The following is a 21,277-nucleotide window of genomic DNA, read 5'->3' on the forward strand; positions in this document are numbered from 1 at the left end:
AAGGGAGTGACTATGCGAAGCGAACTCTATATCGACGGACAATGGGTGAAACCGGCCAAGGGCGGAACCTGCGAGGTGATCAATCCGGCGACTGAGGAGGTGATCCACAGGATCGCCGCCGCAACGGCCGAAGACGTCGACCTCGCCGTGAAGGCCGCGCGCCGCGCCTTCGACAGGGATGGCTGGCCGAAGCTGACGGGAGCCCGGCGCGCCGGATATCTCCGCGCCATCGCGGACGGCATCCGCGCCCGTCAGGCCGAGATCGCCCGCCTCGAAGTTCTCGACAACGGCAAGCCGTTTCCAGAGGCCGACTGGGACGTCGCCGATGCGGCGGGCTGCTTCGACTTCTATGCGGGTCTGGCCGAACAGCTCGACAACAATCCCGAGGAGGCGATCGCGCTTCCCGACGCACGGTTCACGTCCAAGGCGGTGCGCGAGCCGATTGGCGTGGCCGGCGCGATCATTCCCTGGAACTATCCGTTGCTGATGGCGGCATGGAAGGTTGCCCCGGCACTTGCCGCCGGCTGCACCGTCGTGCTCAAGCCCGCCGAATTGACATCGCTGACGGCGCTCGAGCTGGCGGCGGTCGCCGACGAAGCCGGGCTGCCTGCTGGCGTCCTCAATATCGTGACGGGGGCAGGCTCGATCGCCGGGCAGGCGATCATCGACCACAGACAGGTCGACAAGCTCGCCTTTACCGGCTCCGGACCGGTCGGCTCGAAGATCATGGCCGCGGCCGCCCGCGACATCAAGCGCGTCAGCCTGGAGCTCGGCGGCAAGTCACCCTTCGTCGTCTTCGAGGACGCCGATATCGACAAGGCCGTCGAATGGATCATGTTCGGCATCTTCTGGAACCAGGGCCAGGTCTGCTCTGCCACCTCCCGCGTTCTCGTGCACGAAGCAATCTACGGCCGTCTGCTCGAACGGCTGGTCGAAGAGACGAACAGGATCAAGATCGGCAGTGGTCTCGACGAGGGAACCCTTCTCGGCCCGCTCGTCTCGAAACGCCAGTACGACCAGGTCGTCGCGGCGATCGAAGGCGCCCGGAAGGCCGGCGCCACGGTTGCCTGCGGCGGCACCCGCCCGGAAGGATTCGACAGGGGGTTCTATCTCAGGCCGACGGTACTGGCCGACGTGCCGCTCGACAGCGACGCTTGGAAGGAGGAGATATTCGGACCGGTCGTCTGCGTGCGCTCCTTCAAGACAGAAGAGGAGGCCGTGGAGCTCGCAAACGACTCCCGCTTCGGCCTGGCCGCGGCTGTCATGTCGAAGGACGATACCCGCGCCGAGCGGGTTGCCGCCGCCTTCCGCGCCGGGATCGTCTGGATCAATTGCTCGCAACCGACGTTCACGGAAGCTCCGTGGGGCGGCTACAAGGAATCCGGCATCGGCCGTGAACTCGGACGCTGGGGCCTCGACAACTATCTCGAGACCAAGCAGATCACCCGCTTCGCCAGCGAGGCCCCCTGGGGCTGGTACATCAAGCCGGAGGCGGCCGAATGAACTGGAACCGGACCCTCGATCTGCTGCAGGTCCACTGCCAGGGCGAGATCGGCAAGGTCATCGTGGCAGGAGCGCCGGAGATACCTGGCGCGACGATGCTCGACAAGATGAACCACATCAACACGGTTGATGACAGTCTGCGCCGCTTCGTCACCTTTGAGCCGCGCGCCAACGTCGCCATGTCCGTGAACCTGCTGGTCGAGCCGACACGCAGCGATGCGGATGCCGGCTTCATCGTCCTCCAGGCCGACCGCGCCCACCCGATGTCCGGCAGCAACTGCATCTGCGTGGTCACGGCACTTCTCGAGAGCGGGCGGGTGCCGATGTCGGAGCCGGAGACGGTCGTCCGCCTCGACACGCCCGCCGGACTCATCGTCGCACGCGCCGCCTGCCGCAACGGCCAGTGCCTGTCCGTCAGCCTCGACAACGTGCCGAGCTTCGCCGAAGCGCTGGACAAGGAGGTGGAGACGCCGAAATGGGGCCGCATCAAGATCGACGTCGCCTTCGGCGGCGTCTATTACGCGCTCGTGGATGTCGAGCAACTCGGCCTCGATATTGCGCCTGCCAATGCCCGGCTGCTCGCAGAAACCGGTATCGAGCTCAAGTCGCTTCTGTCAGGGCAGGTCTCGGTCGCCCATCCCGTCCTCAGCGGTATCGACGAGATCGCTTATGTGATGTTTCGTGGACAGGAAGCCGATGGCGTGGTGCGGACCTGCACGACGCTGCAACCCGGCCGCGTCGACCGATCGCCCTGTGGGACTGGTAGCTCGGCGAACCTCGCTGCGCTCTACGCCCGCGGAGAGGTCTCCGTCGGAGACCGCAGGACGTCGCGGTCGATCATCGGCAGCGAATTCCTGGCGGAGGCGATCGGCGAGACCGAGGTGGGCGGCCGCCGCGCCGTGCTGCCGAGAATAACCGGCCGGGCCTTCGTCTATGGCCGGGAGCAGCTGCGCATCTCCGCCGATGATCCTTTCGCTGCAGGATTCGCACTGTCCGACACCTGGGGTCCCCAGGTCGGCCTTCTCGGTTAGGAGCCAAAGTTGTCTCACCCTCAAGCACTGGCCGGCCAGACGGTCCTCGTCACCGGGGCGTCGGGCGGGATCGGCGCAGCCATCGCCGAACGCCTGGCTGCGGAAGGAGCCCGGCCCATCATCCATTATGGGCGCGACAGGCAGCGCGCAGAAGCTTTGCTTCGCAAGCTCGGCGGAAACGGCCTGATCGTCCAGGCCGATCTCTCCCGTCCAGACGGCGCCTTCGCGCTATGGCACGAAGCACTTGCGGCGGCGGGGCGCATCCATGCCGTCGTCAACAATGCCGGCATCCGCAACGAGATCTCGATTGACGCCGATCCGTCCGATTGGCAGGCCGCCTGGCAGAAGGAGTTTCAGGTGAACTTCTTCGCGGCGGCGGATCTCTGCAAGGAAGCTCTCGTGCATTTCAGGCAGAACGGCGGCGGGCGGATCGTCAACATCGCAAGTCGCGCCGGACAGCGCGGCTACGCAGCCGACGCCATGCCATACGGCGCGACAAAGGCAGCGCTGATCAATCTCACCAAATCGATCGCGCGCAGCTTCGGGCGCGACGGCGTCGTCGCCGTCTCCATCGCGCCGGGGTGGGTGCGAACCGATATGGCCGAGAATTTCGTGGTGAGGCACGGAAAGGATGCGGCAGTTGGCGATATCCCGATCGGGGAGATGGCCGAAACGGGAGAGATCGCCGAGCTGGTGGCGTTCCTGCTTCGCCCGTCGCAGGCCTCGGTCAACGGGGCGACGTTCGACGTCAACGGCGGCAGCTACATCAGATAGAGCAATTCCAGCAAAACTGCGCAGCGGTTTTGCGTCCGGAATTGCGAAAAGCAAAGAGCTCCAAGAGGTTCGATATGAAAAGATTTGTCAATAAAGTCGCGGTCGTGACGGGCGGCGGAGGCGGCATAGGATCGGCCATCTCCAGGAGGCTGGCCGACGAAGGTGCCTTCGTGGTGGTGACGGACGCCAACATAGAGGCGGCAGGCGAAGTCGCCTCGCTGATAGGGGCCACGGGCGGATCTGCAACTGCGATCGCGGCTGATATCTCCCGGAAGCCGGAATGCGTCGACCTCGTCGCGAAGGCCTTTGCGATCAAGGGACGGTTGGATGTTCTGGTCAACAATGCGGGCATAAACCGGCGCGGAAATCTGCTGTCGCTGTCGGATGAAGACTGGCAGACGAGCTTCGCGGTCAATCTGGATTCGATGTTCCATCTCTGCCGTGCGGCCCTCCCGCACATGATCAATGCCGGTGGCGGCGCGATCGTCAACACGGCCTCGCAATGGGGGCTCTACCCCGCGCCGAACCACATCGCCTACAACACGACGAAGGCGGCAGTCGCCGCCTTCACCCAGAACCTCGCCCGCGACTATGCGCCCGACAAGGTCCGGGTCAATGCCGTCTGCCCCGGTGAAATCCATACACCGATGCTCGAAGCCGGCGTCACCCGCTCTGGTCGGACGATCGCCGATCTCGACAAACTCGTGCCTTACGGCCGTATCGGCAGGCCGGAGGAGGTGGCAGCGCTCGTTGCTTTCCTTGCATCGGACGAAGCGGCCTTCATGTGCGGCTCGCTCGTGGAAATCACCGGCGCGCAAGCTGTGGCTTGAACGGGTCGGCCGAATTCGGTGGCAGCATGCCGGACTGTCGGAGGCGCTTGATCCTGCTTTCGTTTCGGATTTCATCCGGTTACAAGGCGAGGAGGCTGCGAACATTCGACCGAACGGAAGGCATCGATCTTGAATCTCCTGCGTCGCGCACTCTTGGCGTCCATCGGGGCGTTGGTCGGCTGGAAGCAGTCATCGGCGAAGGAACCCAGCCCTCATGGTGGCGAGGAAACGGCGGTGCAAGCGGCGGCGGGATCGTCGGTAACGCCTCGGCATGTCTTATGTTTCCTCAGCAGGGAACGAAACCTCAGCGCCTTGTCCGAGGCCGCATCACAGGCGATCCGTGACTTCGCCACGGGCTTCAGCGTCGACGAGAATTACTCCCAGGCCGAGCCCGATGACCGGATGGTCCAGTCCTTCGCCGTGTGCTGGGACCGGGTCGAAGCCGATGCATGGAGCCCGGCAGACGAGGAAGCCGTCGCCGATCATCAATCGGTCCTCTATGTCCTCGGGCCGAGCGTGACGCAGGCAGAGACGGTGAAGGTTTCTATGCTGGCGCTGCGCCTCGTCGAACGCTTGATCGATGCGGGAGCGGTTGCTGTCAAGGGTGAAAGCGCCGGCATTGCCCACGGCCTCGACCGATGGAGCGAGCTGATCCGGCAAGGAGCGGAGGCGCTGAAGGCCGCCGACCCGCTGGCTCAGCAGCGGATCGGCCGACTGGCCTTTGCGAAGCGGCCGCTATCGGTTCCGGGGTACCTGGAGAGCGTCGGTTTCCATCTCGTCGGATTGCCGGAGGTCTATGTGCCTGAGACGCTGGCAGCGAAAGACAGATCGTCGCCATCATGGATGCGGTTGCCGACGAGATCGCGCAGCGGGGCCTCGAGCCGACGCTTAGGGATCGCCGTGCAAGCCTCTCCTTCGATTCCACCTACGAACCGGATGAGTTCAAGTTCAATCCATACGGCGTTGTCAGGCTGCCCAAGTGAGCCTGGGACGTCCAGCCGATTGCGACAGCTCTCTCGGCTCAGTTGTAGGTGATCGTGTCGCCGACCCTCGGGCGATTGAAGTAATGGCGATCGAAGCTGTAGCCATTCTGCCCGGTGAAGTTTGAAAAGAACGCCGAGACCGGGGTCGTCAATGTGTACTGCACCCGGGTCAGCACGACCTGCACGCCGTCATCCTGGATCTCCGAAGGGACCTCGATTGTGCTCGCCGAGCCGGAGTTCAGTGCGGAGGTGTTGAGTGCTGCAGACCAGTTGACCGTTGCGCTGCCGCTCTTCGCGATATCGTCCACCGCAACGGTGATCGTCAGCCCTGTTGTCTCATAAGGCTGCAGGATGAAGCTGGCGCCGGAGAGAAGCTTGGCGACATCGGACTTCGTCCAGGAGCCCTGCTGTGAAATCATGTCGCCTGTGGAAGAGGCGATCTCATCTATCTTTCGGCTGACTGTCAACGCATGGCCGAGATCGACGGTGCCGAACAGGAGCATCACCAGGATCGGCAACACGAGCGCGAATTCCACGCCCGAAGCCGCCGACCGGTCGCGCATGAGATGAGGGGCGAGGGATCGGGCAAAGCGGAAAAAGGACTGGCTCCGTCTCATCATGTCAGAAAGGCTCGTTGCGGAACAGAACGGAAGATCCGAGCAGGTAGCGGCCGTCGGCAAGCTTGGCGCTCGATAGGCTGAAGAAATTCACGACGGCAGTCCATGGCAGGAACGTCTGAACCAGGACGTAGTCGCTGCCCTTGCCGATATCATAGGTCTCGGTGACCGTGAGATTGCCGCTGTCGTCGATGGGATCGGCGCTGGCGGCGGACGAGAGGTCCGAGAGCACGTTCACCTTGACCAGGAGATCGCTGGAACAGCTGAACGAGAGAAGCATGTCATTGCAAATTCTGGCCTTGAAATCGGCCTGCGTGATCTTCGAGGACGCCACCTCGCCGGTACGGATCATCCGGGAGATCTTGTGAACCGAAGCGTCCAGCGCCGAGTTGACGAAGAACATCAGCGACACTTCGATAATGCCGAAGATCATGATGAAGAGCGGCAGAGCCAGGATCGCAAATTCGATCGCAGCGACCCCTTTGCGATCGCCAAGCAGGCGGTGCAGCGATGCGAAGCGTTTCCCTGGCCTCATTGGGTCAGCCGAACGGATGCGAGATATTGGGTGAACAGCGCCGACAGGCCTGCCGTGATCTCGGCCGACGACGATGCTGATATGAAGAGGCTCTTGGAAGATGCGCAATCGGAAAGCGCATAGGGAATGTAGTCGCGTCTCGTGATGCTGGACGACACGCCGCTTTGCATGGTGCCACCATAGGTGCTCTTCCAGTTGGCGCTTGCCATGGTCGAACCGACGGTCGCATTGTAGCCCCAATCCGAAGTGAGCGGCAGGTATTCGGTATAGAGAACCGCCATGGTGGCGGACTGGTTTTTGACGTAGGCGCACCAGTCCGGATTGAGAGGCGCCACCTTGTTCCAGTATGCCCCGGAAATTGCTTTGTTGTTCGACCATGTGACCTTGTCGGTCACCCATTCGCGCTGCGACTGGACGCCATCCGTCAGCAAGAGAACCAGCTTGAGCGGCGAGTTCGTGGAGGTTCCGTCCCCGCCGGTCCCGACCTTCTGCTTGAGCGTCGCAAGCGACACGTCAAAATAGGTGGCTGCCTTCGAGGTCGCGCTGGTGAGACCGTAGCTTGAGTCTGCGAGGCGTGTTCGCGCCGTGTCCGTGCTCAGCGTCGGGGCCAGGACTTCCGTGAGGGTATCGCCGAGGCTATATAATCCGACCTTGATGCGTTGATGATTGCTGTCTGAGGTGTCGATCAGGGCAAGCACGTCCTTGACGGCATCTCCGGCGACGTCGGCGCGCAGCTTTATGTTCTTGGCCGTGCTGTATTCATAGTTGTTTGCGTATGTCGTCTTGCCGATTTTGTGCGCATCGCCCGTGTGGCAGGCGAACTGGCAGCCGATGCCGGAATACATGGTCGTCTGGCCGGCCGTTGTTGCCGCCAGAAGCATCGACGGTGATGTGTCGATGACGATATAGACATTGAGATAGGAGGTGGCCGGCCCCTTGACGGCGCTTGCCACGCTGACGTCAACGGTGTCGATGTTGGCGATCTTCATCAGCGTCGTCGGAACCGTGCCGCTCGCCGTCGCCGTGATCTTATGGTTTGATGTATCGATGTCGATGTCGCCAAGCGTATAGCTGTTTTCCACTTGTGCGTGGAACCAGTCGGAAACTTTTTGCTTGAGAGCGACGGTGTCGTCGGTATCGATCTCTTTGACTGCGGCGATCAGCGCCGTGTCGAGGTCGCTCTGCATCCTCTGGCGGACATTGTAGGTACGAATGTAGTCAAAACTGGCGCCGACTGCGACGATCATCGGCACCAGGGTGAGCGCAACGACGATCGCGACATTGCCGCCCCGGTCGCTTCCGAGACCGCGGAGAGCTTTGAAGATCCGAGCAAATGAATATGAAAGACCCGAGCGCAAGAAACCACCGTCACATAAGTCATACTAATGTGCAAGAAGTATCCGAATTGCTTAAGTCTCTGTTAATTTTTGCATTTTCCGGCAGAACGCGGACTGTCGACGCATTGTTTCATGCGCATATTGTATATGTCTGCGAATTATGGATAGTCGCGGAATGACACGTCATCTCTTTCATGCCGGGGGGATCCGCATGAGTGAGTAAGCCGGAAGCGGGGATACGCACGTGGCGCATCCGCGACCTCTCCAGCGTTTTCGTTCAACAGCGTGAACTATCCAAGCGCGGAGATCATGACCGGCACCGCGGCGAGGGATAGCGCTTGCAGAAAACGGCGTCGGAGAAATTCACGTGTCATCGCGTCCTCCTGGGGTGCACCTGGGTCATCAGTCGAGCAGACGGCCCTTATTGTATTCGTCGTCGGAGACCTTTTCCATCCAGGTGACCGAGTTCCCGTCCAGGGCTTCTGCGACCGCGAAATGCGTCATCCCCTCGTCCATTGAGGCGCCATGCCAGTGTCTGATATGCGGCGGGATCCAGACGACATCACCCGCGCCGACCTGTTCGACGGGGCCATTCGCCTTCTGAACCCAACCTTTCCCGGAGACGATGAAGAGCGTCTGGCCAAGCGGATGGGTATGCCATGCAGTACGGGCGCCAGCGGAAAACGACACCGTCGCGCCGCCAATCCTTGCCGGCGCATCGCCACGATAGAATCCTGACGTTTCCACTTTGCCCGTGAAGTACTGTTCCGGTGCGGATGCCTTGCCATTCCCCGCGCGTGTGATTTTAATTTCTGTCGTCACGGTCGACTCCTTTACCGTTGGTGTCTCGCGCTGATCGAAAACACGTTTCACCACTGGAACGGCGGACATGGCTCTTGGCCAACCGGCATAGAAAGCGATGTGGGTGACGATCTCGGAAACCTCTGCACGCGTCAGGCCATTGTCCATCGCGCGGTTCGCATGGAAAGGAAGCTGTTCAGGCTGCCCGATCGCCACCAGGGCCGCCATGGTCACGAGGCTGCGGTCTCGGGCAGATAGATCTGGACGCTGCCAGAGGTCGCCGAACAGGACGCGGTTGGTGAGGTCGGCAAGCGCCGACGCCGTCGATGCGACATTGGTGTCCACGGTCGCCGCACGCGCCGCCTCGGCCGCAGCGTCAAAGTCGATCCGGGCGGCATCGCTGTTCGAAACGGTGCCGATCCCGCGCTCTTCGAATACCTTCTTCGTCTCGGTGACAGCAGACATGGCATTGGGCCAGCCGGTATAGAAGGCAAGCTGCGTGATCAGTTCGCCGATCTCTTCAGGCTTCACGCCGTTGTCGAGTGCCCGGCGGACATGGCTTCCGGTCTGCGCGGCCTTGCCGGTTGCCACCAGGGTGGCAACGGTCACGAGGCTGCGGTCACGAGGCGAAAGTTCCTGACGTTCCCAGACCTCACCGAACAGCACGTCGTCGGTGAAATGCCCAAGACCCGGCGCGGTCTCGTAGACGGCCGGAGGGGCAACGCGCGCGCGCCTGTCTTCGGCTTCGGCGCCCGCTGCTGCCAGTGTGGACATTGCGATGGTGGCTGCGATCTTCTTCATGAATTTGTCTCCGTCGAAGGTTTAATCAGACACATAAGCTTTAAGGCTCGCCGGAGCGGCCAACCGCCCCTACCGTCGAAGCAGCGTCTTGATGGCCCGGCGTTCGTCCATGGCGCGGTAGCCCTCCGCCACGTCCGCAAGTGGGCACACAAGGGGAGCCTATGCTGATCCCTCAGCAGTCCGGGTCGTAGCCGCGCCGGGAAGCTGACGCCTGACTGACGGTCTTGCGTCTCGATCTATTATTGCTGCGTCCTCGCTCTGTGCCGGAGGAAATATACTGCCCTACCATTGATCGGATTAGATGGGATGTTTGGCATGAACCTATGACAGTCATTCATGAATGCGCTTTTCATGTTCGCGCGCGCGCCAACCGTGTCACGCATTGATGAATGAGAATGATGAGATGCGATGAGAGGCACCTGATTGGGTTGGTTTTCGCCCAACGTTTGTCTTCGACGCCTTTACCAGCCGGCGTCGCTCCGCCTCAGCTTCCTTACGCCGATGACCCATAATTCCTGCGAGAGCTGCAATCGTGTCCGCCTCACCTGAACGGCCACGCTCTACATATGCCTCGGGCAGTGGTCATGTTCTACTCGTTCTTCGTGGACTACTACGTCTCCTCGATGACCGGCGCAGTGAAGGAGTGAAGTCTACCGCAGGCACGCCGTTGCTTCCTGCAGCGGAGCCTTCCCATCATGTATCGACACCTCGTCTTGCCGAGATCGAATAATTGTAAATTGCCGCGTAGCTCGTCGATACGAGCAGCGGAAATGCGATGGTCTTGAGTATTTCCGGCGTGCCGGTCGCCGCATGGATTGCCACGAGAATGCTGGCTGAGCCGATACAGGCAATGAGAGGCGGCGCCCAAAATCGCACAGATCCGACGAAGCGCTTTGAAAGCCAGTCGATGACGGATTTCAGGAAAAGCGTCAGGCAGGCGGATATCGTACCCTGCACAAGGCCGGCATAGAGTGGCAATGGCATGGCGTGCGCGCGATTGGCGAAAACCGCCCAGCTGCCCATTGCCAAAAAGGCGAAGAGAACATGTACGCCGCCGCTGCGGAGTAGCCGGTGCAGTGCATTCGGCATCACAGCGACCACCCGTGGCGTACAAGATGGTGCAATAGGGTCAGAGGCCGTTCTTCATCGCAGCGCGCAACGTATCGTTGATACGATCCTGCCAGCCAGCGCCATTTTCCTGGAAAAAGGCAAGCACATCACTGTCGATCTTGAGCGAAACAAGCTCCTTGACATTCGGCAGTGCCGGCCGCTCAACGGCTTGTTCCGGCTTCTTCTTCGCGGGTTTGAACAATGCTTCGGCAGCATCCAGTGGATTGACAGGTCTGCGGGGCGGGTTTGCCATGGTTGTCACTTTCTATTGTCTATCGGAGCGACATATGAGCGGCATACGTGATGTCGGCCGCTTCGTCGACTATTTATCTTGTTTTGCGAGAAGGCGATTTAGCCGAACTGCTTGATCGCCAGCGTGCCGGGCCGCAGGTCGTCGTATGGAACGATGTCGGGTCTTGGCTCCATCGTCAGCATCGTGAAGGCTTGGCGGCGGCGGCGCATCAAAGCGGAAGGCTGATGGTGGTTCCTCAATCGCCCATGAAGCCAGTCATATCGAAGACAGCGGCGTTATCTTGAACCTCGCGCAGCCCCTTGTAGGACGCATGGCGGAGATTGCCGTCATCGGTCCAGCCGCGAAACTCGATCTCGGCAATCAGCGTCGGCTGCACGAAGACGAGGCGCTTGCCCTTCAACGGAGTAACCGGCCGGCTCGTCTTCAACCGATCGAGCGTCTTTTTTAGCTGCTCCGCATCCCTGGCACTGAAACCAGTCCCGACCGACCCCACGTAAACCCAGTCGAAACCTTGTCTGCCGGCCACAAGCAGGCTGCCGATGCCGCCGCGGGCGGATGCCGACTGCTCGTAGCCGACGATCATGAAGCTTTCGCTCTGGACGCACTTGATCTTCAGCCAGTCGCCCGTGCGGCCGCTGCGGTAGGGCCGGTCGCGATGCTTGGCGATGATGCCTTCCAGATGACGATGGCAGGCGTGCTCGAGGAGATCTTCGGCCGGGAGGTCTATTTCTTCGGAAATGCGGATCGTGCCATTGCCGCCTTCCGGTATCAGGTCTTCAAGAAGGTGCCGTCGCACGTCAAGCTCGGTGCCAGTGAGATCGTGACCGTCGAGATAGAGAAGGTCGAAGGCGACGAGGATCGACTCTATCGACACTCGCTTGCCGCCCCGCCCGCCAAGCGAACGCTGCAGGGCGCCAAAATCCGATCGGCCCTGCGCGTCAAGAACGACCGCCTCGCCATCGAGGATGGCTGTCGTTACCCCAAGCGCTTTTGCTGCAGCGGCGATGGTCGGGAAGCGATGGGTCCAATCATGGCCGCCGCGAGTGGTGACCCGCACGCCCTTCGGCTCAACATGGATTGCCAATCGATAGCCATCCAACTTGACCTCATAGAGCCAATCCGACCCCACAGGCACGGTCGGCTTCAGCAGCGCAAGGCAGGGCTCGACGCGCAACGGCATTGGATCGAAGGGCAGACTTGGCTGGTCGGGATCGCGCTTGCGGATCGGACGAGACTGCAGCGTTGCGTGGGACTCGTCGAGCAAGGGCAGAATGGGGCGGCGCGGGCGCGTCATGATTGGGTTTAACGCCTCCCCGGGCGGTTTTCCGCTTCGACCGACTTGCGCAGGGCATCCATGATATTGATGACATTGCTCGGTGCCGGTTGTTGTTTTTCCCCAGCCTTGGGCTTTGCCCTGCTCGGCTTTTTCATCTGCTTCTTCTTCGCGTCGATGATATCGAGGAGCTTGTCCTGAACGGGATCGGAGACCATCTTCGGGCTCCAGTGTTGCGTCTGCTTTTTGATGAGCTGCTGGACGAGCGGCATCATCTCGCTGTCGGCAGCCTCGTCATCGACCCTCTCGAAATAGGTGTCGGCGTTGCGCACCTCATCACCATATCGCAGCGTCCAGAGCACGATGCCCTTGCCGCGTGGCTCCAGCATGACGGCGCGTTCCCGTCTTGAGATCACAAGTCTTGATATGCCGACCATATTCTCGGCGGCCATGGCGTCGCGGATGACGGAAAACGCTTCCTGGCCGACCGGATCGTCCGGAGAAAGATAGTAGGGCGTATCGAGCCAGATCCAGTCGACGCCATCCCGCGGCGCGAAAACTTCGATGTCGATTGTCTTGGTACTGTCGAGTGCAACGTTTTCGAGTTCCTCGTCTTCCAGAATGACATACTCGTTCTCGCCGCGCTGATAACCCTTCACCTCGTCCTCGTCCTTCACTTCCTTGCCAGTAACGGAATCGACATAATGGCTGACGACGCGGTTCTGCGTCTCTCGGTTCAAGGTGTGGAAGCGGACCTTCTCATTTTCCGACGTCGCCGGCATCATCTGAACAGGGCAGGTGACGAGCGACAGCTTGAGGTAGCCTTTCCAGTGGGGACGAAGGGCCATGGAATCCTCCAATCAGCTGGCGCGGCGGTGTTGAGCGCCACCGGTGCCACGCGATTTCGCCGACGTCGCACGCGCTGCCTGGCGCCCCTTTCCGGCATTGGCGTTAACCGCTGAGCGCTTGGTCTTGGCGGACGCGGACATTCCGGCACTTTCACGCAGCGCCTGAAGGAGGTCGCCGGGCTTGGATGCCGGGGGCGTCTTCTTCTGCGGCAGCGTCCGGCCCTCAATCTTAGCCTTCACAAGCTCTGCCACCGCCGCCTCATAGCGGTCGTCGAACTGCTTGGGATCAAATTGGCCTTTTTTCGTGTTGATGATGTGTTTGGCGAGCTCCAGCATCTCACCTTCGATCTTGAGGTCCGGCATTTCCTCGAAAGCCTTTTGCGACGAACGGACCTCATAGTCATAGTTCAAGGTGGAACCGACCAAGCCGTTGCCGTGCGGCCGAATGAGAACGGTGCGCAGACGCCGGAACAAGACCGTGCGAGCAATTGCAGCAACCCTGGCCTTTTTCATGCCGTCGCGCAGCAGCTTGTAGGCGTCGCCGCCTATCTTGTCAGGAGCAAGGTAGTAGGGCTTGTCGAAATAGACATCATCGACTTCCTCGCAGGGAATGAACGCTTCGACCGTAAGTGTCTTGTCGCTGTTTGGAATGGCTGCCGCGACTTCGTCGGGTTCGAGGACGACATATCGCCCGTCCTCGATCTCAAAGCCTTTGACCTGATCCTCACGCTCGACGGGATTGCCGGTTTGGCTGTCGACGAACTCGCGCCGAACACGATTGCCGGTCTTTCGGTTCAGAGTGTTGAAGGCGATCCGTTCGGAGGAGGATGCCGCGGTGTAGAGCGCGACAGGAAACGCGACTTCTCCAAACTTGATGTAGCCTTTCCAATTCGCCCGCGGGGCAACCATCTGCGCGACTCCCTCACACAACCAACGCGATTCAACTGAATCACCTGGCAAATTGTTCCGAGTCGAAACGAATCTAAATTCAAGGACTTAACACGTAGAGATCTCCCGTATTCCGAGTCTGGAGATGTTCTTGATTCGATGGCTCTTTTTTTCGCAACGTGCTTTTGAACGAGCCGGCAACCACCAAGATATATCCGACTTCACCGCCAGCATTCTTCAACGGGCGCTGTACTTCGCGTCGAGATCATCCATGGCCTTGACGTTACCGGCAGAACGGCCGTTCTCGTCGAAGGCCTGGGCAAGAAACGCATCAGCGATCGACTTTGCAAGCTCCGTTCCGATGACGCGGGCTCCCATGGTGATGATCTGCGCATTGTTAGAAAGCGCGGCACGCTCGGCAGAATAGGTGTCGTGCGTCAGGGCGGCGCGGATGCCCGGAACCTTGTTGGCCGAGATGCAGACGCCGATGCCGGTACCGCAAACAAGGATCGCCTTGTCGTAGGTGCCGTCGATGACGCCTGAGGCGACGCGATCCGAGAGGTTGGCGTAGAAAGGATCGGCACCGGCGCTGGTGCGCGAGACTTCGTAGACGTCGAAGCGCTCCTTCAGATGGTCGGCCAGGATCTTGGCGAGGCCTTCGCCGGCGCTGTCTCCTGCAATGGCAAGCTTCATGGTCTTTCTCCTCAGAGTTTGGCAGCGCATTTGGCCAGGATGTCGAGGTAGCCTTCGACATCCCAGGCCGAACGGCCGATGAAGAGCCCGTCGATATGCGGGCTCGAGATCAATTCTTCGCAGTTTTGTGGGTTGACCGATCCGCCATAAAGGCAGGGGATCTTCCGGCCCAGCACAGTTTCGGCAATGGCGATGATTTCAGACTGGCGGGCATCTGCATAATCCGCAGTCGCCGGGATGCCCTTCTCGCCGATCGCCCAGACCGGCTCGTAGGCCAGCAGGATTTCGGCGCTTTTCTGGGCGCCTGAAAGTTTCGAAAGCGCGCCGCGCACCTGGGTTGCGAGGATGTCGGCGGCCTTTCCGCTTTCGCGGTCGGAAAGCGTTTCGCCAATGCAGATCAGCGGAACGAGACCGTGGCGAATCGCTGCTTCGGTCTTCAGACCCACAGTCTCGTCGGTCTCTCCAAAATGTTCGCGCCGCTCGGAATGGCCAAGCTCGACGAGATCGAGATTGCAGTCCTTCAGCATTACCGGCGAGACTTCGCCGGTCCAGGCGCCCTGGTCGGCCCAATGCATGTTCTGCGCGCCGACTTTCACCGAGGTCTTGGCAAGCATCGCCTTGACCTCGCGCACCGCCGTGAAGGGCGGAATCACGAAGCGCTGGATGCGCGGGTCACGCGCGCCATCGGCAGCTTCGAGACCACGCGAGAAATGCTCGGCTTCAGCAAGCGTCTTATTCATCTTCCAGCTGGTGCCAATCCAGAAGCGCGGCTTTTCGGTCATGTCGGATCCTGCGTTGATGCAACGGTGAGCGCGATGCCCGCCTGCTCGAATTCCTCCAGGACAGCAGCATCCGGTGCGCTGTCGGTGATAACGGCGTCGAAGTCGGCCAGATCCGCCATGACATGCAGGGCGGTGTGGCCGATGCGCTGATGGTTGACCAGAAGGCAGGTCCTGGTCGACGACGCGATCATCGCCCGCTTGGCGCGCACGACGTTGTCGTCCATATGATAGGCGCGCCCGCCGCTGACGGCGGGCGTCGAAATGAAAGCGATGTCGGCCCTTAGCCGCGACAGTGCCTCCTCGGTGACGACGCCGAGATAGGCGTTGAATTTCGCCGAATAGATGCCGCCAAGCGCGATCAGCGTGATGCCGGTTTCGCCTTTCAGCCGCTCCATGATCGCCGCATTGTTGGTGATCAAGGTCAGCGGCCGCTTCTGCAGCAGCATTTCGCCGAGCACGGCCGCCATCGAGCCGTCGTTCACCATCACCGTCATCCCCGGCTCGACCAGTTCCAGCGCGGTCTCAGCCATAGCCAGCTTGGCCTCGCTTCCCTGGCGCTCGCGAATGCGGAAGTCGCTTTCGAACTGCGTTCCGGCATCAATGGTCGCGCCGCCGCGAACCTTGCGCAGGACGCCCGCCTGCTCGAGATCGTCGAGATCGCGATGGATCGTCATCTTTGACACGGTGAAGCGATCGGCAAGGTCGTCGAGATCGACGGTCTTGTTTTCGACGAGCAGGTTGACGATCAACTGCTGCCGCTCTTCTCGCCTCATCCCGCTCTCCCACCCTCGCTGATGTTAAGATAACGGAGTATGCGTGATAATCAACATTTATTGTGTTATTTTGCGATAAAATGTTGTTGTCTTCCCATAGCTACTTCAGCAGCGCCTGCGCAGTTCGCTCATCGGTGATCAGCCCGAAAAGACGGCGGCTATTCAGAATTGCCCGGATGGCCGCCACTTTCGACTGTCCGCCCGCCAGCGCCACAAGCCGCTCTTTCTTGGTCTTAGGGAAAGACGCAGAGAGCGTGCGCGCCGTCAGCGCGGTGTCGAGGATGTGGCCGTCGGCGTCGAAAAAATGTCCGAGGATTTCGCCGACGCCGCCTGCTGCGGCAATATCGTCGATTTCACCGGGTTCGACCATGCCGGACAAAACAAGCTGCGCCTCGGCATCGACAGTTCCCAGGCCGACGAGCTTCAGGTCAGCATTATTGGCAAGATCGAAGACCTCCTTGACGGCACGCTGCGCCTTCAGCACTTCGCGGTCCTCGCCGGTATTGGCGAAAAAGGGAACCGGCATCACATAGGCGTGGGCGCCGGTCTTTTCGGCGATGCGATGCATCACGTCATAAGGATTGGCGCCATAGTTTCGTGTCAACCCGCCAAGCAACGAGACGAAGCGCAGGTTCTTCGCGCTCACCCTCGGCATATATTGGACGGCGGCGGAAAGCGTGCGGCCGTGACCAAGGCCGATGACTGTGTTGTCGCCGCGCTCGATCTCGCGCTTGAGATAGCCGGCGCCGGCATGACCGAGTGCGCGCAGCGGCAAGCCTTCCTCGCCGAGATCGGGGGCGACCTCGCAATATTGAAGCCCGAACCGTTCCGAAAGCCGCATCTCCAGCTCGACGCATTCGACGATATCCCCGTCGATGGTGACTTTGACGACACCATCGGCAACCGCTCTTGCGATCAGGCGATGGGCCTTTACCGACGGCACGCCGAGGCGGCGAGCAACGTCGGACTGCGTCAGGCCACCGGCATAGTGAAGCCAGGCAGCACGCACGGCAAGCGTATCATCGGCGTCCGTCATCACGGCTCCTTTTCGAAGGTCATGCGGCGATTCCGCCGTATCGCAGTGCTGCCTTTTAAAGATCTCCGCCTCAGATGTTCAAGTCAGTGACGCCGGTGTCGATATGCGGCGCCCAGAAGGCGACGCTTTCGGCGATCTGCGGGATGACCTGGCGATCGTTCGGCTCGCGTTCCTTGAAGGAGAGTTCCAGGCAGATTTCATTGTCCTTCGCCCCACCTTCGGCCAGTGCCTGGAGCAGAGGTGCCGGCTGGATGCGGCCCTTGGTGTTGAATTCGGCGGTAAAGGGCCGGTGCCCGCCCTTGTCCATCAGGCTCTGTTTGATGTGGATGATCGGCGATACCGGCGGGACGGCGCGCGCCCAGGCATAGGGGTCGTAGTCATCGGGATCGGCGGAGGTGATGTCGCCATGATCGATATCCGCCATCATCCACATCGGAATGGCCATTCCGGCGGCCGTCAACCGCTCCTGCAGCGACAGGCAAGCGCCGATCGTCTCGCCGAACTCGCGGCCGATGCTCATCGGCTCCCAGAACATGTAGGAGAGGCCTGCGGCGCGCGCGTGCTCGGCGACATCAGCCCAACAATCGATGGCGATCTTGATCAACTCCTCGCGTCTGGCCGGATCGTCGAAGTCCTTGTAAGTGAAGATCGCAAATTGCGTTCCGACCGCGTGGCCGCCGAGATCGGCAGTGATGTCGGCAAAGGTCTTGAACCAGTCGACGTAGTAGCGGCGGACATCGGCATCCGGATGTCCGAAATGGTTGAGGCGCCCGTAGGGGCCCGTCATGCCCGAGGTGACACGTACGCCGGTGCGCTTCAGCGCAGCGCTCATCGTGCGCGTCAGGCGGCTGATCACGGGCGCCTGCCAGCTCGGATTGATAAATTCGTGGGTCAGTTGGAGGTCGCGGATCCGCAGGTCACGCGCAACCGTGTCGATCAGATCGTCTGGGTCGGCGAAGCGGTTCACCAGCGGATTGGTATTGAGCGAAAGGGTCAGCGGCATGGCGGCATCCTTCAGGCGGCGGCAAGGCGGGTTGAAGCAAACCACTCGCCAAAGGCCGCGCGCTCCGCTTCGTTCAGATGGAGGTAGTGTTTGGTGCGGCGATAGAGGATGTCGTCGGCCGTTTCGGCCCATTCCGTGGCGACGAGGTAGCGGGCCTCGGCCTCATAGAGCTGTCCGCCGAAATGCCGCCCGAGCCCTTCTATGCCCGTTGCACCGGCAACCACATTCCTGGCGCGGGCGCCATAGAGACGGCCATAGTGATGCACGAGCTTGCGCGGCATCCAGGGATAGATATCGCGCAGGCTGTTGGCAAAGCTCTCGTAGTCGGCATTCGGAATTTCGCCGCCCGGCAGCGGCGCTTTCTCAGTCCAGTCGCCTCCCATGTTCGGGAAGATGTGCTTCAGGCGCTGCATGCCGCGTTCAGCGAGCTCGCGGAACGTGGTGATCTTGCCGCCGAAGACGTTGAGCAGTGGAGCGCCGCCTGTCTCGTCGAGATCGAAGACATAGTCGCGGGTAACGGCCGACGGATTGCCCTTGCCATCGTCAAACAGCGGGCGCACGCCGGAGAAGCTGTGCAGCACATCGTGGCGACGCAGCTTTTCCTTGAAGTAGCGATTGACAGCCTGGAGCAGATACTCGATCTCCGTCTCGTCGGCGGTAACATCCTCGGCCCGGCCTTCGTACGCGATATCGGTCGTCCCGATCAGCGCCTTGTCGCCCTCGTAGGGATTGATGAAAATGACGCGTTTGTCGTGGTTCTGCACCAGATAGGCATTGGCGCCCGCCCAGAACTTCGGCACGATGATGTGGCTGCCCTTGACGAGGCGGACGTTGCGGCCGGAGTTCGATCCGGCGACGCGATTGATGATGTCCATCACCCAGGGGCCGGCGCAGTTCACCAGACATTTGGCACGGAAGGTTCGCGTCTCTCCCGTGGAGTTGCTTTTGGTGACCACGGTCCAACCGCCATTCTCGCGGCGGGCCGACACGGCGGGCGAGCGGGTCAGCACCAGGGCGCCGTTTTCCGCTGCGCTGACCGCATTCAAGGTAACGAGGCGGGCGTCGTCGACCCAGCAATCGGAATATTCAAAGCCGCGTGTGTATTGATCGAGGATCGGCGTGCCTTCCGGGTCGCGGAGCAGATTGAGCGTGCGGGTCCCGGGCAGCTTCTTGCGGCCGCCGAGATGATCATAGAGGAAGAGGCCGAGCCGCACGAGCCATGCGGGGCGATCCTCTGGGCTGTGCGGCAGGACGAAGCGCATCGGCCAGATGATATGCGGCGCGGCATTGAGCAGCACTTCACGCTCGATCAACGCCTCACGCACCAGGCGGAATTCGTAATATTCGAGGTAACGCAAACCGCCATGCACCAGCTTGCCCGAACGTGACGACGTTCCCTGTGCCAGATCGTCCTTTTCGCACAGCACGACCTTCAAGCCGCGGCCCGCGGCATCGCGTGCTATCCCCGCGCCGTTGATGCCTCCGCCGATGACGAAGAGATCCAGGAGTTCGGGTTCAGTCATGTCGTACTCCTTCGATGCCTGCTGCATCAGAACTTGATTACTCGCCCACCGGCGATGTCGTTGCGGCTTCGGCGAGCTTGTCCCAGGCGGGCGCCATTGCCTGGCGTACATCGGTGTAGGCAGAAAAAAGCCGGTCGAACCGGTGGGCCTCACTGGCATCCGGTGTTTCCGGATCGCCGAGCAGCGGCGTCACCCAGTCGGCAATGCAATCGTCCATGCTGGAATAGACGCCGACAGCCACCGCGGCCATCATCGCCACCCCGGCCGCCCCCGTCTCCTCGCGGCGCGACTGGCGGATCGGTGCGTTAACGGCGGCCGAGAGTGAGCGGCGAAGGGCGACGGAGCGTGTTGCCCCGCCCGTGAGCCGCAGCTCTTCGGGCATCGCGCCCATCGCCGCGTAGCAGTCGCGCGTCGCAAGCCCCAACCCTTCGACCACGCCGCGCAGCAGGTCGGGGAAACCGTGACGCATTGAAAGCCCGGTGAAGCCCGCGCGCGCATTGGCGTTGACGAAAGGCCCACGTTCGCCCGCTTCTGAAATGTAGGGGTGGTAAAGCACCGCCCCCGGTCGGCTTTCTGCAAACCAGCCGTCGATGCGCGCAATGAGGTCTGCATGCGAAGCAGGCTTGCCTGCCTCGGCCATCAGATAGGCGGCGACATCGAGGATCCAGTCGATGTTGATCGTGGCGCCCATATTCGTCTGGACCTGGGTGACGATGCCGGGGATGGGCAGGGCGATCACATAGCCGGTGCCCTCACGATTGAGCTGAACGTCGGCAACGGACTTGGCGCGCAAGTGCACGCCGGTCGAGCCGATCGTCGAGCAGGCGGCGTTGCGAGCGCTGCTGCGCACGCCTGCACCAAGCGCCGTCATCACCATGTCGACATAGCCGAGGCAGACCGGCGTTCCGGTCAGAAGTCCACAGGCCTTCGCCGCCTCCGATGTCAGCGGGTGGGCGATCTCGCTGCCGTCGATGATTTCGGGCAGCAGCCCGCGCCTGTGGTCAAGGCCGAGCGCGTCGATCACCACTGCATCATACTGGCGCGTTCTGAAATTGCCGAAGGTGAAACTCGCCTCGGACGGATCGGTCGCCCGCACGCCTGTGAGGTTGAGATAGAGCCAGTCCTTGCAGTGCAGCGCCGTCTCCGCCTGGTCGAGAAGATCCGGCGTGAAGCGATCCATATGGGCAAGTTGCGCGCCCTGCTGGCAAGTGTTGAGGCCGGTGCCCGTTGCCTCGAAGCGGGCACGGTTCTGGGTTCCGCCGGCAAGTGCCGTAACCGTCGGCGCAGCACGCGCGTCGAGCCACAGCCAGGCATCGGCGACCGGCGTATTGCCGCGGCCGACGAGCCAGGTGCCGTCGCCCTGTCCGGTGACGGCGATGGCTGCGGTGCGGGATGCAAGATCAGGGACTTTTTCGCTAAGGCCACGCAACGCGCTGGCGCAATCGAGCCAGGTCTGATCCAGCGACTGCGTTGCCGAGCCATCGTCTCCGGTGGTGTATCTGTTGCGAACGGAGGCCGTGGCAATCTGGCGTCCGGACGGATCGAAGGCGACGGCCTTGATGACCGAGGTGCCGGCATCTATGCCAATGATGATCTTCTGGGTCGATATCATTGCAGGCCTATCTCGTCACCACCGCAAGCCCCACGGCGGGCAATACGCGCATCAAATTCATCTGAAGTCCTCCCAATCCCTGAATTCTCTGGGATGATGCATCCGGCTGCCAACTTCGGCCCTTCCACGGGCAACGACAAGCGCGCCGCCTTTGACAAATCCCAGATCTGGCGCGCAGCCGAAACCTCCCTAAGCTCGCTCGGAAACATAACATAAAGATACCATAATGCCAGTAAGATTTTTCTAGCGATGTAATTTTTTTCATTTAAAA

The 21,277-nt window shown here is 61.2% G+C and carries 20 protein-coding genes and 2 pseudogenes; 6 read left to right on the top strand and 16 right to left on the bottom strand.

Annotation, left to right across the window (positions count from 1 at the left end; translation table 11 throughout):
* Positions 1–12: 12 nt before the first annotated feature.
* The 5 genes and pseudogenes from C3Y91_RS10460 (at position 13) to C3Y91_RS10480 (ending at position 5,121) form a co-directional block, all read left to right on the top strand.
* On the top strand, positions 13–1,503 hold the full coding sequence (locus C3Y91_RS10460) for an aldehyde dehydrogenase family protein (RefSeq protein WP_024319833.1): 1,491 nt from the start codon (positions 13–15) through the stop codon (positions 1,501–1,503).
* Positions 1,500–2,534, top strand: a complete 1,035-nt coding sequence (locus C3Y91_RS10465) for a proline racemase family protein (protein WP_024319832.1) — start codon at positions 1,500–1,502, stop codon at positions 2,532–2,534. Before C3Y91_RS10460 ends, C3Y91_RS10465 begins: the two co-directional genes overlap by 4 nt.
* A gap of 9 nt (positions 2,535–2,543) precedes the next feature.
* The gene (locus C3Y91_RS10470; RefSeq protein ID WP_027688169.1) at positions 2,544–3,308 is read left to right on the top strand and encodes an SDR family NAD(P)-dependent oxidoreductase; all 765 of its coding nucleotides are present in this window, start codon (positions 2,544–2,546) and stop codon (positions 3,306–3,308) included.
* Positions 3,309–3,382: 74 nt separating this feature from the next.
* Positions 3,383–4,138, top strand: a complete 756-nt coding sequence (locus C3Y91_RS10475) for an SDR family NAD(P)-dependent oxidoreductase (protein ID WP_024319830.1) — start codon at positions 3,383–3,385, stop codon at positions 4,136–4,138.
* Positions 4,139–4,267: 129 nt separating this feature from the next.
* Positions 4,268–5,121: pseudogene (locus C3Y91_RS10480) on the top strand (hypothetical protein).
* A gap of 38 nt (positions 5,122–5,159) precedes the next feature.
* Here the strand turns inward: C3Y91_RS10480 and C3Y91_RS10485 are convergent.
* The 4 genes from C3Y91_RS10485 to C3Y91_RS10500 form a co-directional block, all read right to left on the bottom strand.
* Positions 5,160–5,741, bottom strand: a complete 582-nt coding sequence (locus C3Y91_RS10485) for a TadE/TadG family type IV pilus assembly protein (RefSeq protein WP_024319828.1) — start codon at positions 5,739–5,741, stop codon at positions 5,160–5,162.
* A 1-nt stretch (position 5,742) separates the two neighbouring features.
* Positions 5,743–6,273 carry a TadE/TadG family type IV pilus assembly protein gene (locus tag C3Y91_RS10490; RefSeq protein ID WP_024319827.1) on the bottom strand — a complete coding sequence of 177 codons (531 nt, stop codon included), beginning with the start codon at positions 6,271–6,273 and terminating at the stop codon, positions 5,743–5,745.
* Positions 6,270–7,631, bottom strand: a complete 1,362-nt coding sequence (locus C3Y91_RS10495) for a TadE/TadG family type IV pilus assembly protein (RefSeq protein WP_024319826.1) — start codon at positions 7,629–7,631, stop codon at positions 6,270–6,272. Before C3Y91_RS10495 ends, C3Y91_RS10490 begins: the two co-directional genes overlap by 4 nt.
* Positions 7,632–8,012: 381 nt before the next feature.
* Positions 8,013–9,212 (bottom strand): (R)-mandelonitrile lyase, encoded by a 1,200-nt coding sequence (locus C3Y91_RS10500; protein WP_024319825.1) that lies wholly within the window; start codon positions 9,210–9,212, stop codon positions 8,013–8,015.
* 578 nt (positions 9,213–9,790) lie between these two features.
* On the opposite strand from C3Y91_RS10500, the pseudogene C3Y91_RS10515 reads away from it, so the two are divergent.
* Positions 9,791–9,859, top strand: a pseudogene (locus C3Y91_RS10515) (carbohydrate ABC transporter permease); the annotation flags it as partial.
* Between the two features lie 46 nt (positions 9,860–9,905).
* On the opposite strand, the gene C3Y91_RS10520 reads toward C3Y91_RS10515, so the two are convergent.
* From C3Y91_RS10520 to C3Y91_RS10575, 12 genes are all read right to left on the bottom strand, one after another.
* The gene (locus C3Y91_RS10520) at positions 9,906–10,301 is read right to left on the bottom strand and encodes a hypothetical protein (protein ID WP_032988777.1); all 396 of its coding nucleotides are present in this window, start codon (positions 10,299–10,301) and stop codon (positions 9,906–9,908) included.
* 40 nt (positions 10,302–10,341) lie between these two features.
* Positions 10,342–10,575 carry a BrnA antitoxin family protein gene (locus tag C3Y91_RS10525; protein WP_018068520.1) on the bottom strand — a complete coding sequence of 78 codons (234 nt, stop codon included), beginning with the start codon at positions 10,573–10,575 and terminating at the stop codon, positions 10,342–10,344.
* A gap of 235 nt (positions 10,576–10,810) precedes the next feature.
* Positions 10,811–11,869, bottom strand: a complete 1,059-nt coding sequence (gene ligD, locus C3Y91_RS10530) for a non-homologous end-joining DNA ligase (RefSeq protein ID WP_018068522.1) — start codon at positions 11,867–11,869, stop codon at positions 10,811–10,813.
* Positions 11,870–11,877: 8 nt separating this feature from the next.
* Positions 11,878–12,696 (bottom strand): non-homologous end joining protein Ku, encoded by an 819-nt coding sequence (gene ku, locus C3Y91_RS10535; RefSeq protein WP_024319823.1) that lies wholly within the window; start codon positions 12,694–12,696, stop codon positions 11,878–11,880.
* Between the two features lie 12 nt (positions 12,697–12,708).
* On the bottom strand, positions 12,709–13,605 hold the full coding sequence (gene ku, locus C3Y91_RS10540) for a non-homologous end joining protein Ku (protein ID WP_024319822.1): 897 nt from the start codon (positions 13,603–13,605) through the stop codon (positions 12,709–12,711).
* A 216-nt stretch (positions 13,606–13,821) separates the two neighbouring features.
* Complete coding sequence (gene derI / locus C3Y91_RS10545) at positions 13,822–14,277, bottom strand: D-erythrulose-4-phosphate isomerase (RefSeq protein ID WP_024319821.1); 456 nt, start codon at positions 14,275–14,277, stop codon at positions 13,822–13,824.
* A gap of 11 nt (positions 14,278–14,288) precedes the next feature.
* Positions 14,289–15,059: a triose-phosphate isomerase gene (locus C3Y91_RS10550; protein WP_024319820.1), complete on the bottom strand. Its 771-nt coding sequence runs from the start codon at positions 15,057–15,059 to the stop codon at positions 14,289–14,291.
* Complete coding sequence (locus tag C3Y91_RS10555) at positions 15,056–15,832, bottom strand: DeoR/GlpR family DNA-binding transcription regulator (RefSeq protein ID WP_024319819.1); 777 nt, start codon at positions 15,830–15,832, stop codon at positions 15,056–15,058. The genes C3Y91_RS10550 and C3Y91_RS10555 overlap by 4 nt, the downstream gene beginning before the upstream one ends.
* A gap of 100 nt (positions 15,833–15,932) precedes the next feature.
* Positions 15,933–16,868 (bottom strand): sugar-binding transcriptional regulator, encoded by a 936-nt coding sequence (locus tag C3Y91_RS10560; protein WP_018480514.1) that lies wholly within the window; start codon positions 16,866–16,868, stop codon positions 15,933–15,935.
* A 70-nt stretch (positions 16,869–16,938) separates the two neighbouring features.
* Positions 16,939–17,871: a sugar phosphate isomerase/epimerase family protein gene (locus C3Y91_RS10565; protein WP_024319818.1), complete on the bottom strand. Its 933-nt coding sequence runs from the start codon at positions 17,869–17,871 to the stop codon at positions 16,939–16,941.
* 11 nt (positions 17,872–17,882) lie between these two features.
* Positions 17,883–19,394: a glycerol-3-phosphate dehydrogenase gene (locus C3Y91_RS10570; RefSeq protein WP_024319817.1), complete on the bottom strand. Its 1,512-nt coding sequence runs from the start codon at positions 19,392–19,394 to the stop codon at positions 17,883–17,885.
* Between the two features lie 37 nt (positions 19,395–19,431).
* Positions 19,432–21,006, bottom strand: coding sequence for an FGGY-family carbohydrate kinase (locus tag C3Y91_RS10575; protein WP_024319816.1), 1,575 nt, complete (start codon positions 21,004–21,006; stop codon positions 19,432–19,434).
* Positions 21,007–21,277: the final 271 nt, after the last annotated feature.

Origin of the sequence: Rhizobium ruizarguesonis (assembly GCF_012349115.1) — a bacterium.
Classification (GTDB): domain Bacteria; phylum Pseudomonadota; class Alphaproteobacteria; order Rhizobiales; family Rhizobiaceae; genus Rhizobium; species Rhizobium ruizarguesonis.